A 12,693-nucleotide genomic window follows, 5' to 3' on the forward strand; every position below is an offset into this window, starting at 1 on the left:
CCTGGGTTATGCTTACGCCGCCGCCCGCTTAAGGTTTCGGCGCTAATGTATCGAGCGCCCCCCGCGCCCCAGCCAAGTCGTACCCTGCCTTTGCCGCCAAGGCGATAATCTGGTCGGGCGTCTTGTTCCCGGCCAGAGCCTCCGCCATCGCCCACGCCATTATTGAGCGGCGGCCGGTTCGGCAATAGGCCAGCACAGGCCCGGGGGCTTGTTCAATGATTTCCGCCGTTTCCGCCACGGCGGCCGGCGGGGGCGGCCCGGTGAAGGGGAGGGCGTGGAATTGGAGCCCCGCCGCCTCGGCCGCGGCTTTCACATCGGTCAGTCTGGGCTGATCCGGGTCCTCGCCTTCTGGCCGGTTGATCACCAGCACCTTGAAACCCTCGGCGCTGGCGCGGGCGATATCGTCCAAGGTCACCTGTCCGGCGACGGCGAAGTGCGGTGTGACGCGATGGAACTCAGACATGTCGCACACAAGTTGACACGGCTTGCCCGGGAAGCAAGGTTTCGCACAATTCACGTAGCCGCTGCTTCGGCGTTGTCAGGACCTAGGGATGCTCGCACAAGCCGTCAGGCGCCTTCTGTTCGCGATCCCCACGCTCCTCGCAATTGTCGCCGCGGCGTTCGTGCTCATGCACTTAGCGCCGGGCGGACCGTTCACGAAGGAGCGGCAGATGCCCGCCGAGATCGAGCGGCGTCTGCTGGCGGAGTACAAGCTCGATCTGCCGATCCACGAGCAGCTGGGCCATTACATCGCCGGTTTGGTTCGCGGGGATCTAGGCCCGTCGATGGCCTACAAGGACAAGGACGTCATCGACATCATCGCCGAAGGCGCCCCCACCAGCGCGGTGCTGGGACTGAGCGCGATGTTCTTGGCGCTATTCGTCGGCGGCGGCCTCGGCGTGCTGGCGGCGTTGCGGCAAAATAAGGTGCAGGACTACGCCGTCATGGCCATTGCCATCGCTGGGGTGTGTCTGCCGCCCCTTGTGGTTGGCCCCGTCTTGCAGCTCATCCTCGGCGTGCAGCTGCAATGGCTGCCGACCGCCGGCCTCTACCGCGACCAATACGCGCTCCAATACCTCTTTCTGCCGGTGCTGACGCTGTCACTGCCGCTCATCGCGGTGATCTCGCGTCTGATGCGCGCCTCGATGATCGAAGCGCTGCGCTCCAATGCCATCCGCACCGCCCGCGCCAAGGGCCTGCCCGAGATGCAGGTCATCCTGAAGCACGCGCTGCCGGTCGCGCTGCTGCCAATTGTCTCTTATGCGGGCCCCGCGCTCGCCGGCGTCATGGCCGGGTCGTTCGTGATCGAGACGGTGTTTCAGCTGCCGGGCATCGGCAAGCAATTCGTCATCGCCGCCCAGCAGCGCGACTACACGATGGTGATGGGCGTGGTGCTGATATATTCCTTCCTGATCATCGTGTTGAACCTCGTGTCCGATCTTCTCTACCGCGTGCTCGATCCGAGGTCCCGCACATGACCGATTTTCTTATCGAAGACGCACAAGCGCCGCGCGCGATCAAAGGCCGCTCGCTGTGGGAGGACGCCCGCCGTCGCCTGATGCGCAATCCTGCGGCTGTGGTCAGCCTCTACGTCGTGGCGCTGCTGGTGCTGATCGCGATTTTTGGCCCAATGCTGTGGGTGCACAAGTACGACGAGATTTTCCGCGATAGCGTCGGCATCGCGCCCACTTTCGAGAACATGCATCTGCTCGGCACCGACACCGAAGGTCGCGACATGGTCGCGCGCGTGATCGCTGGGCTTGGGATTTCGCTCTTGGTCGGCGCGTGCGCGACGGCCGTGTCGCTGACCATTGGTGTCCTTTACGGCGCTATCGCGGGCTTCGCGGGCGGCATTGTTGACGACCTGATGATGCGATTTGTGGATGTGATGTATTCCATCCCGTTCGTGTTTTTCGTCATCGTGCTGATGACCGTCGTGCAGCTCGATAGTCCTGAGCTCAATCTGGTGCTTGTCTTCTGCGCCATTGGCGCGGTGGAATGGCTCACCATGTCGCGTATCGTGCGCGGTCAAACCATTGCGCTCCGGCGAAAGGAATTCGTTGAAGCCGCGCGCGCCTCGGGCGCCAAGCCCATTCAAATCGTGTTGCGCCACATCGTGCCCAATGTGCTGGGGCCGGTGGTGGTTTTCGCCACACTCAACATTCCAGTGATTATCCTGGCGGAGAGCTTTTTGTCCTTCATCGGTCTCGGCGTGCAGGAACCGTTGAGTTCGTTGGGCAGCCTCCTGGCGCGCGGCATGGGGCAGATGCAGGCGCCGTGGATGCTGATTGCGCCCGCCGTGACCATGTTGATCACGCTGCTGGCGCTGAATTTCCTGGGCGACGGTCTGCGTGATGCGCTCGACCCGAAGGAGCGGTGATGAGTAACCAACCGTTTTGGACCAGTCGCCGCGCCTTGCTGGCCGGCGCGGGCGGTTTGACCGCCGCCGCCTCGCTGGGCGCCTGCAGCAATGGCCGCGTGATCGGCTTCGATAAAGCCAATCGCTCGCTCGATATCTGCAATCAAGGCGAGCCGCTGTCGCTCGATCCCCACAAAGCCTCTGGGTCGTGGGAGAACAACATCATCGGCAACATGTTCGTCGGCCTCACCACCGAAAACGCCAAGGCCGAACCGATCCCCGGCATGGCCGAACGCTGGGAAGTGAGCGAAGACGGGCGCACCTGGACCTTCTTCCTGCGTCAGGCGCAGTGGTCTGACGGCGAACCCTGCGACGCACACGATTTCGAATTCGCGATCAAGCGCATCCTCGATCCTAACAATCTCGCCGAGTACGCGGCGATCCTCTATCCGATCAAGAATGCGCAGGCGGTGAACGCGGGCGAGATGAGCCCGGACAATGTCGGCGTGCGCGCGCTCGATGATCTCACCTTCGAGATTCAACTCGAACACCCGGCGCCGTACCTGCCTGAATTGCTCATGCACTACACGGCGTACCCGGTGCCGAAGCACATCGTCGAACGCCATGGCGATTCATGGGTTCACCCCGACAACATCGCCGTCAACGGCGCCTTCACGCTGGTGAAATGGTGGTCGAACTACATTGTCCACCTGCAGCGCAATCCGAATTTCTTCGACGCCGCCAACGTGGCGATGGAGAATCTCTATTTCTATCCCTCGAACGACGTGAACGCGGCGGCGCGGAAGGTGATGAGCGGCGAGGCGGGCTGGTCGACCCGCTTTCCTTCCAACCAAGTCAACGAATTGCGCCGCGCGCTGCCAGGCTATGTGCGCGTCGCGCCGTACCTCACCTGCAATTATTTTTCGTTCAACATGACCAAGCCGCCGTTCAATGATCAACGCGTGCGCCAAGCCTTATGCATGGCCTATGACCGCGACTGGGTGGCTGCCAATATTTATCGCACCGGCGAGCAGGCGGCTTACAAATTCGTGCCGCCGGGCATCGCGAATTATCCGGGCACGGCGCGCTATCGCTGGGCCGATCAACCGATCGAGCAACGTCGCGAAGAAGCGCGCCGTCTGCTCACGGCCGCTGGATACGGTCCGAACAATCCGCTGCGTTTCGAATTCTCGCACCGCAACACCAGCGACAATCCCCGCGTCGCCGTCATCGTGCAAAGCAATTGGCGCCAGATCGCGCCCTGGGTGAGTGTGGAGCTGCGCGGCACGGAAACGCAGGTGCATTACGCCAATCTGCGCGCCAAGAATTTCGACGTCGGCGACGGCGGCTGGATCGCCGACTATAACGACGCGAAAATCTATCTCTATCTGCTGGAAACCCGCACCGGGCCGCAAAACTATCCGGGCTATTCAAACCCCGAATATGATCGTCTGGTGCATGCGTCCGATTTCGAGATGGACGCCGCGCGCCGCGGCGAGATCATGTCGGCGGCCGAGCAGCTCGCGCTTGATGAAGCGCCCATTTGCATGAGCGTGTTCATCAACTCGACCAATCTCGTGCACCCGGACCTCACCGGCTACGAAGACAACATCAACGATTATCACCGCGCCCGCTGGTTCGGCATCCGCACCTAACTCCTCCCCCGCAAGCGGGGGAGGTGGCGAGCGAAGCGAGCCGGAGGGGTAAGTCCGGTAGACGCTTGCGCGCGCCTCTCGCCCCCTCAGTCGCTTCGCGACAGCTCCCCCGTAAACGGGGGAGCACAAAGCGCTAGAACGCGCCGCCCGCTTCTTCCGCACCAATCGCCTTGATCGCGAACGCGTAATCGTGCGCCAGTTCACGCAAGAACTCGAACCGCCCCGCCGCGCCTGCGTGGCCCGCGCCCATGTTCATCTTCAGCAACACAGGCCGTCCGCTCGTCGTGTGCGGGCGTAGCTTCGCCACCCACTTCATCGGCTCCCAATAGGTCACGCGCGGATCGGTCAGACCTCCCGTCGCCAACACAGCCGGGTAGGGTTTATGCGTAATGTTCGAGTACGGGCAGTACGAGGCGATGTAATCGTAGGCTTCCGTGCTCTCCAGCGGATTGCCCCATTCGGGCCATTCCGGCGGCGTCAGCGGCAGCGAGGTGTCGCTCATCGTGTTCAACACATCCACGAACGGCACGCCGCCAATCACGCCGGCCCACAGATCAGGCCGCATATTGGTGATCGCGCCCATCAGCAGCCCGCCGGCCGAGCGGCCTTCGCAGACGATGTTGCCCGCGCGACCGTAGCCACGCGAAATCAGCTCTTCCGCGCACGCCACGAAATCGCTGAACGAATTCTTCTTCGCGAAACGCCGCCCGTCCTGAAACCAGCCGAAGCCCATTTCCGAACCCCCGCGCACGTGCGCGATCGCATAGACCCAGCCGCGATCGACCAAGCTCAGACGCCGGATCGAGAAATCCGCGTCCATCGAAATGCCGTACGAGCCATAGCCATAAAGATAGAGCGGGGCCGAGCCGTCGAGCGGCGTGCCGCGCTTCATCAGCACCGTGATCGGCACGCGCTTGCCGTCGCTCGCGGTGGCGAAGAAGCGCCGCGCCTCATACGCCGCCGGATCGTGGCCGCTCGGGATTTCCTGCGTCTTGCGCAACACCCGTGTGCGCGCCGCCAGATCGTAATCGTAGGTCTGCAGCGGCGTCGTCGGCGAATCATAGACGAAGCGCTGATTGGTCGTGTCGTACTCGTAGCCGCCGACGAGTTCGAGATTGTAGGCCTCTTCCGCCATCGCGATCGTGTGCTCTTCGCCCGCCTTGTGGCGCACGACGATCCGCGGCAGCGCGTTAATGCGCTCGGCGCGCACGAGATAATCCTTGGTCGCGCCCAAGCCCAGAATGTAGCGGCCCGCCTCGTGCGGGATGAAATCACGCCAGTGCGCCCGCGCCGTGCGGCCGGGCTCGGCGATCATCACCTTGAAGTCCACCGCGCCATCGGCATTGGTCAGGACGTACCAACGTCCGTTCCAATGGGTCGGCGTGTAGAGCATGTCCTCTTCGCGCGCCGCGAACAGTGTCGGCGCCGCGGTCGGTGTCGCCGCCGGGATCGTATAGATTTCCGATTGGCTGCCATTGCCAGCGTAAATGACGATGAATTCGTCGCTTTCCGTATTGCCAACGCTCAAGAAGAAGCCGTCATCCGGCTCGTCATAAACAAGCGTGTCCTCGCCACCGCGCGCTGGCCTGCGGAAGATGCGGGAAGGGCGGCCGTTATCATCACGGAACGTCCAGAAGATGAATTGCGAATCCGGCGACCAGCTAAAATCGCCGGTGCAATTGGTGATCGGCCCCGCCAGCGTCTCGCCGCTCGCCAGATCTTTCACAAACACCGTGTAGATTTCCGAGCCTTGCTCATCGACCGCATAGGCATAGAGCGCGTGATCCGGCGAATGCTCGCCGGCGATGACTTTGTAGAACGTCTTGCCGCGCGCCTGCTCATCGACATTGATTAGAATTTGCTCGGCGCCGCCGCCGCGCGGGCGCCGCGCATGGATCGGGTGCTGCGCGCCCGTCTCGAAGCGGCGATAATATTCCCATGGCCCGTCCGCGGCCGGCACGGTGGAATCGTCTTCCTTCACGCGCCCGCGCATCTCTTGATAGAGCCGCTCCTGCAATTCAGCCGTCGGCGCCATCACCTGTTCGCGATGGGCGTTCTCCGCATCCAGGTGCGCGCGAATATCGGCGCGCAGCAGCGATGGATCGCGCATCACCTCCTGCCAATTGTCGTCCTTCATCCAGGCATAATCGTCGGTGCGCACGCGCCCCAATTGTTCGATGCGCTTGGGCTCGCGGCGGGCGATCGGGGGCGTCAGGGTCATTGCGGCATCCGTACTTGCGCAAGCGGGGAGAAGGGCAAGCGCCGGCAGCGCGGCGCTGGCTTGGAGAAGTTCACGTCTATTCATGCCCGCCAGTTCGGGGAAGCCCCAAGCCGGCGTCAACACCCTTACGACAGACGCATCAGCAACGCTGTCGCATCATCGCTCTTCTTGAACCGCGGATGCAGCGTCCCGCCCGAATCTTGAGCTTCGATCGCGCGAAGCTCCCGCCCAAGTTCCTGCAGACCCTTATCCAAGGCCGCGCGCACCAAGCCGGCCGCATCATACGCGCCATATTGATCCGTCAGCGCCGCGAACCCATCCGTCATCAAAAGCACATGCGCCGGCCGCGCGAGTTTGAATGACCATGCCCGCGCATGATCGGCGCATTTGGGATCAATCCCAAACGTCCAGTGCGCGCCGTCTTGGTTCAGCGCCGCGCGCCCCCGCCGCAACATCTCAATCGTCGCCGTGCGTTCCAATAATGGCTTATCCGCATCGGTCTGCTGCGCCGCCGCGCGCGTCTCTGCTTCGCGCCCCGTTTTTGGCCCGCCAGTCACATGCACTATCCCGGTCGCGTCCAAAGCAAACAAACGGCTATCGCCCAGATCGATGCCGGCAACGCCCTCGGATGTCTCTTCAATCATCAGCAAGGAAGAGATCGGGGATTGCCAGCGCTCGAACGTCCGACCTGCCAGGAGGGTGGTGAATGCCTGAGAAGCGACGACGCTTGTCTCGTACACGGCGGAGCGAAGGTCGCCGCCTTCCATACCGTGGAGCTGGCTGTTTGCGATGTTGGCGATCCAGCTCGCGTCGGATTTCCAGCCCGTCAGCGGTTCGCCATGCAAGTCCGTCGCGCCATCGAGCACCCAAGCGCGATCGCCCAAAAACCCACACGCATCGTCGTTCTGCTTCGCCCGATCGCCCGCGAGCGAAATGCTTTCGACGAAGGTCAGCATCAGCCGGCGTAGAGCAGCGACACTGTTTCGGCGACGCAGGCCGGGCGCTCCTGGCCCTCAACCTCGATCGTGCACTGGTTCACCAATTGGTACGCGCCCGCGCGCATCTCGCACGCTTCCAACTTCACCCGCATGCGCACCCGCGATCCCACCGGCACCATGTTCGTAAAGCGCACTTTGTTGCAGCCATAATTGATGCCGCGGCTGACGCCTTGATAGGCGACGATGTTCTTGGCCAGGAACGGGATCAGCGACAGCACCAAATACCCATGCGCGATTGGCGCGCCCAATTCCTTGGTCGCGCGCTCGACGTCCACATGGATCCATTGGTGGTCGCCCGTCGCGTCCGCGAAACGATTGACCCGGTCCTGGGTGATCTCCAGCCAATCCGAAACGCCCAATTCTTGGCCGACCAAGCTCGGCAATTCGGTCAACGGCACTTCACGCATAGGTCGTCTCCTCGGCTCATCCCCGAGGTATCGCCGGGGACGGCCCTTGTCGAGTTGCCGTCACGTTCCCCAATCAGGCGCAGGGCACGCCAGACCTGCGGAACTAGGTCCTGCAAGCCAATTGCCCCCCATCGCGACACAGGTTATCCGCTGGCTCATGTCCCTAGACCCGCTCGCGCCAGGCACGCTGGCTCTCGCCGAAGAATTCGGTCTCTCCCGCGACGAATATGATCTCGTCCTGGAAAAACTCGGCCGCACCCCGAACGTCACCGAACTCGGCATCTTCTCGGTGATGTGGTCGGAGCATTGCTCCTACAAATCCACCCGCGTGCATCTCGCGAAATTCCCGACTAAGGCGCCGCACGTGATTTACGGGCCCGGCGAGAACGCGGGCGCCATCGATATCGGCGAGGGGCTGGCCGCCATCTTCAAGATGGAAAGCCACAACCACCCAAGCTTCATCGAACCGTTCCAGGGCGCGGCCACCGGCGTCGGCGGCATCCTGCGTGACGTGTTCACGATGGGCGCGCGCCCGGTTGCGATCATGAACGCGCTGCGCTTCGGCGAGCCGGAGCATCCGAAGACGCGCAAACTGGTCGACGGCGTCGTCAGCGGCATCAGCTTCTACGGCAATTGCGTCGGCGTGCCGACGGTCGGCGGCGAGACCAATTTCGACGCGCGCTACAACGGGAACATCCTCGTCAACGTGTTCTGCCTCGGCATCGCCGATAAGAACAAGATTTTCACCAGCGCCGCCAAAGGCGCGAACAATCCGGTGGTCTATGTCGGCGCCAAAACCGGCCGTGACGGCATTCACGGTGCCACGATGGCGAGTGCGGAATTCGTGGAAGGCGAAGACGGCCTGCGTCCCACGGTGCAAGTCGGCGACCCCTTCCTCGAAAAGCTGCTGATCGAAGCCTGCCTCGAATTGATGGCGACCGACGCCATCATCGGCATTCAAGACATGGGCGCCGCGGGCCTCACGTCGTCGTCCGTGGAAATGGCCTCCAAAGGCGAAGCCGGAATCGAACTCGACCTCGATAAAGTGCCCGCGCGCGAAGAGGGCATGACGCCGTACGAATTCATGCTCTCGGAAAGCCAAGAGCGCATGCTGATGACGTTGAAGCCCGGGCGCGAAGCCGAAGCCAAGCGCATCTTCGAAAAATGGGGCCTCGACGCCGCCGTGATCGGCCAAACCACCGACACCGGCAAGCTCACGCTAAAATGGCACGGCCAAGTGGTGTGCGATATTCCGCTCGGGCCCCTGGCCGACGAAGCGCCGAAATATGAGCGCCCCTATGTGCAGCCGCTCAAGGCCATCCCGCTCACCGAAGGCGAACAGAAGCGGCTGGTCGAAGATTACCCGGGCTTCGCGTCTTCGCTTTCCGCGCTGCTTTCCCAACCCGATCAAGCCTCGAAGCGCTGGATTTGGGAGCAATATGATCGCCACGTCCAAGGCGACACCCTGGCCGACAGCGGCAGCGACGCGGCGATCGTGCGGCTCTACGGGTCGCAGCGTGCGCTCGCCATGACCTGCGATGTCACGCCCCGTTATGTCGAAGCCGACGCCTACGAAGGCGGCAAGCAAGCCGTTGCCGAAGCTTGGCGCAATTTGAGCGCCGTCGGCGCGCGGCCGCTCGCCGTTACCGACAATCTCAATTTCGGCAATCCGCAGCGCCCGGAAATCATGGGCCAGATCGTGCACGCCATCGAAGGCATGGCCGAAGCCTGCCGCGAACTCGCGTTCCCGGTCATCAGCGGCAACGTCTCGCTCTATAACGAGACCAACGGCCAAGCCATTCTGCCCACGCCCGCGATCGGCGGCGTCGGCATCATCGACAATCTCGAACGCCGCGCCACGGCCGATGCGCTGAAAGCCGGCGACACGCTTGTGCTCATCGGCGAAACCAAAGGCCATCTCGGCCAGAGCATCTATGCACGCGATCTCTTCAAGCTTGGCGGGGCCGCCCCACGCGTCGATCTGGCTCTTGAGAAGAAGAACGGCGATTTCGTCCGTGGCTTGATCGCGGACGGCACAGTCCGCGCCGCGCATGATCTTTCGGACGGCGGCGTCGCGCTTGCGGCCGCTGAGATGGCGCTCGGCGCCGATGTCGGGGTGCAGCTCGGCTACCAAGGCGATCTCACCGACGCGCAATTCCTCTTCGCCGAGGATCAAGCGCGTTACCTGATCGCGCTGCCCTCGCAAAAGATCGACGATCTCGATCGCCGCGCCCGTGCGGCGGGCGTGGACTATCTCATCGTCGGCGAAGCCGGCGGGCGCGAGATTTCCTATCTCGGCGCAAGCGGTCAACGCGAACACGTCAACATCGCCGAACTCCGCCACGCCCACGAAAGCTGGCTGCCCACCTATATGAAGAAGGCGCACTAAGCTCTATCTTCATCCTCCCCACTCCGTGGGGAGGATATTGTGCTGCGTCCAAACTCCTCCCCCGCTTGCGGGGGAGGTGGCGAGCGCAGCGAGCCGGAGGGGGCAAGTCCGCCCAACTTTTGCGCACCATCGCCCCCTCACTCGCCGCGCTTTCGCGCGCTGACAGCTCCCCCGCAAGCCGAGCAGCAGTTATGCTGGGCTGACTCCTCCCCCGCTTGCGGGGGAGGTCCGAGCGAAGCGAGGGGAGGGGGACCGTGCGCGACAGCGAAAAACAATCCCGCCAATTCGCCAAACAACTGCGCCGCAAGATGCCGCGCTCAGAAGCGCTGCTATGGAGCTACATCCGCAAACGCGCGCTCAATGGCGCACGTTTTCGCCGCCAGCATCCCGTGGGGCCCTATATCGCGGATTTTGCCTGCGTGGCCGCCAAGCTGATAATTGAGGTCGATGGCTATACGCATTCCACACCCGAAGAGTTGGAACACGACGCGCGGCGCACCAAATACCTTGCGCAACACGGCTGGCGCGTGCTGCGTGTGACGAGCACGGACGTGTACGACAATCTCACAGGCGTATGGGAAACCATCGCCTTTCACTTACCCCCTCCGGCTGCTGCGCAGCCACCTCCCCCGCAAGCGGGTGAGGAGTTAGGTTAGAGCATGCCCCAATACGACTACGATCTCATCGTCATCGGCGCGGGCTCTGGCGGGGTGCGCGCGGCGCGGCTGGCGTCCAAGAGCGGCGCTAAGGTCGCCATCATCGAGCAGGTGCAAGTGGGCGGCACGTGTGTGCTGCGCGGCTGCGTGCCGAAGAAATTCCTCGTCTATGCGTCGGAATATTCCCAAGCCTTCCGCGACGCCAAAGGCTTCGGCTGGACCGTGGATTGGGCGCGCTTCGATTGGCCGACGCTCCGCGACACCGTGCAAACGGAAGTGAATCGGCTCTCTGGGCTTTACATTAAAAACCTCGACGCCGCCGGCGTGCGCATCATCGAAGATCGCGCCGTGCTCACCGACGCGCACACGATCCGCCTCACGCGCGAAGGCCGCTACCTTACCGCCGAGCGCATCCTCGTCGCCACCGGCGGCCACACCTATCGCCCGGAAGAAACGCCCGGCCAAGAACTCGGCATCACCTCCACCGACGCGTTCCTGCTCGATGAGCTGCCCTCCAGCATCGTCATCGCCGGCGGCGGCTTCATCGCGCTTGAATTCGCCAACATCTTCGCAAACCTCGGCGTCGAAACCACCATAATCTATCGCGGCGAGCGTTTGCTGCGCGGCTTCGATCATGACGTGCGGATGCACGTGCAGGCCGATTACGAACGCTCCGGCGTCAAAGTGATCTGCGGCTCCACCATCAGCGAAATCGCCCCGCTCAGCGGCAATCGCAAACTCGTCACGCTCTCCAACACGATGCGGCTTGAAGCCGATCAAGTGATGTGGGCAGTGGGGCGCACGCCGAACACGCATGGACTCGGCCTTGAAGCCGCCGGCGTGAAGCTCAGCGAGCGCGGCGCGGTCATCGTCGATGAATATTCGCGCTCCAGCACGCCATCGATCTGGGCGGTGGGGGACGTGACCGACCGCATCAATCTCACGCCCGTCGCCATCCGCGAGGCGGTGGCCTTCGTGGAAACCGAGTTTCACCAGCGCCCGACCAAGTTCGATCACAAGGATGTCGCCAGCGCCGTGTTCTCAAGCCCGCCTGTCGGCACGGTGGGCTTGAGCGAGCAAGACGCGCGCATGCAGGGCCACAAGCTCAAGATTTTCCGCACTGTGTTCCGGCCGATGAAAAACATCCTCGCCGGCAATGAGCAGCGCGTGATGATGAAGCTCGTGGTCGACGCGAAAACCGATTGCGTGCTCGGCGTGCATATCGCGGGCGTCGATGCGCCGGAGATGATTCAGCTCGCCGCCATCGCCGTCAAAGCCGGCCTCACCAAAGCGCAATGGGACATGACCTGCGCCGTCCATCCCACCGCCGCCGAAGAACTCGTCCTCATGGGCGAACCCGTCAGCCACGACAACGAAGCGCCAGCTTGAGGTTATTGTTGGTCGATCCGAAGTAGGGGGCTAATCAAGCTGGCGTCCGTGACTCCGAGTTTGCGTCCTAGGTCGAGCGCCAGCGGCAATACCCAAAATGGTGAGTCAGGATCGAATGGCGCAGGCTCGTGTGTGAGGTTGTAGAGCGTCTTCGCGCAGATTTCCTCGAATGCGTACTGTGCCAGCGCGAGATCATCTTTCCGCTCATAAGCGGCAAGAGTTTTCGCTCTGATTTCGGAGAATAAGGCGTGCGCTTCGTGTCGTCTTGATCTGTCGTGCGCTAGTGCGATGAGTTTCCGCAGCGTGCTTTTGTCGTCGCAGCGCGCCTCGAAAAAGGTCAATGGCGCCAGCATGGCCGAAATGATGTCGGTTGGACGTCTCGTCATGATCTGCGCTCGAAGGCAATCGTCCGGTTCTCGGCAAATGGCGGCAGCATTACTTTCGATAGCCACTCGTCGTCGAAGCCTGGCAACTGTTGAACCAGTTCGAGCACGTCCGACCATTCAGGCTGTTCCTCGTGGAAGAACCAAGTCTCGTCCCTGGCGATAATCTCGCAGCAAATCAGATCAGTGGTGATCTGGTCCCGCTTGAAGAAGGCGACCTGCTGGATGGCCTCGGG

Annotated in this window: 12 protein-coding genes; 6 read left to right on the forward strand and 6 right to left on the reverse strand. The window is 62.7% G+C overall.

Annotated elements, in window-relative coordinates:
* Positions 1-28 precede the first annotated feature (28 nt).
* Entirely contained in the window at positions 29-463 is a 435-nt protein-coding gene (locus VF769_RS12490) for a TIGR01244 family sulfur transferase (protein ID WP_331008746.1), read from the reverse strand.
* 88 nt (positions 464-551) lie between these two features.
* Between VF769_RS12490 and VF769_RS12495 the strand changes: the two genes are divergently transcribed.
* The 3 genes from VF769_RS12495 to VF769_RS12505 are packed head-to-tail and all read left to right on the forward strand — an operon-like array spanning position 552 to position 4,014.
* On the forward strand, positions 552-1,478 hold the full coding sequence (locus VF769_RS12495) for an ABC transporter permease (RefSeq protein WP_331008747.1): 927 nt from the start codon (positions 552-554) through the stop codon (positions 1,476-1,478).
* Entirely contained in the window at positions 1,475-2,380 is a 906-nt protein-coding gene (locus tag VF769_RS12500) for an ABC transporter permease (RefSeq protein WP_331008748.1), read from the forward strand. The genes VF769_RS12495 and VF769_RS12500 overlap by 4 nt, the downstream gene beginning before the upstream one ends.
* On the forward strand, positions 2,380-4,014 hold the full coding sequence (locus VF769_RS12505) for a peptide ABC transporter substrate-binding protein (protein ID WP_331008749.1): 1,635 nt from the start codon (positions 2,380-2,382) through the stop codon (positions 4,012-4,014). Before VF769_RS12500 ends, VF769_RS12505 begins: the two co-directional genes overlap by 1 nt.
* Before the next feature lie 133 nt (positions 4,015-4,147).
* On the opposite strand, the gene VF769_RS12510 is transcribed toward VF769_RS12505, so the two are convergent.
* Genes VF769_RS12510 through VF769_RS12520 form a run of 3 tightly spaced genes read right to left on the reverse strand, consistent with a single transcriptional unit; the run spans position 4,148 to position 7,640 of the window.
* Positions 4,148-6,319: a S9 family peptidase gene (locus VF769_RS12510; protein WP_349258136.1), complete on the reverse strand. Its 2,172-nt coding sequence runs from the start codon at positions 6,317-6,319 to the stop codon at positions 4,148-4,150.
* Between the two features lie 41 nt (positions 6,320-6,360).
* Positions 6,361-7,191 carry a hypothetical protein gene (locus tag VF769_RS12515; RefSeq protein WP_331008751.1) on the reverse strand — a complete coding sequence of 277 codons (831 nt, stop codon included), beginning with the start codon at positions 7,189-7,191 and terminating at the stop codon, positions 6,361-6,363.
* A complete protein-coding gene (locus VF769_RS12520; protein WP_331008752.1) occupies positions 7,191-7,640 on the reverse strand; it encodes a MaoC family dehydratase in 450 nt (149 codons plus the stop codon). Before VF769_RS12520 ends, VF769_RS12515 begins: the two co-directional genes overlap by 1 nt.
* 157 nt (positions 7,641-7,797) lie before the next feature.
* On the opposite strand from VF769_RS12520, the gene purL reads away from it, so the two are divergent.
* The 3 genes from purL (at position 7,798) to gor (ending at position 12,074) form a co-directional block, all read left to right on the forward strand.
* The gene (purL, locus tag VF769_RS12525; RefSeq protein ID WP_331008753.1) at positions 7,798-10,029 is read left to right on the forward strand and encodes a phosphoribosylformylglycinamidine synthase subunit PurL; all 2,232 of its coding nucleotides are present in this window, start codon (positions 7,798-7,800) and stop codon (positions 10,027-10,029) included.
* A gap of 254 nt (positions 10,030-10,283) precedes the next feature.
* Positions 10,284-10,685 (forward strand): endonuclease domain-containing protein, encoded by a 402-nt coding sequence (locus VF769_RS12530; protein WP_331008754.1) that lies wholly within the window; start codon positions 10,284-10,286, stop codon positions 10,683-10,685.
* A 3-nt stretch (positions 10,686-10,688) separates the two neighbouring features.
* Complete coding sequence (gene gor / locus VF769_RS12535) at positions 10,689-12,074, forward strand: glutathione-disulfide reductase (protein WP_331008755.1); 1,386 nt, start codon at positions 10,689-10,691, stop codon at positions 12,072-12,074.
* 2 nt (positions 12,075-12,076) lie between these two features.
* Here gor and VF769_RS12540 read toward each other — a convergent pair whose 3' ends face one another.
* On the reverse strand, positions 12,077-12,460 hold the full coding sequence (locus tag VF769_RS12540; RefSeq protein ID WP_331008756.1) for a hypothetical protein: 384 nt from the start codon (positions 12,458-12,460) through the stop codon (positions 12,077-12,079).
* Positions 12,457-12,693: hypothetical protein (locus VF769_RS12545; RefSeq protein WP_331008757.1), on the reverse strand; the 237-nt coding region annotated here is incomplete at its 5' end. The genes VF769_RS12540 and VF769_RS12545, both read right to left, overlap by 4 nt.

Source organism: Vitreimonas sp., assembly GCF_036392335.1.
Lineage (GTDB): Bacteria > Pseudomonadota > Alphaproteobacteria > Caulobacterales > Aquidulcibacteraceae > Vitreimonas.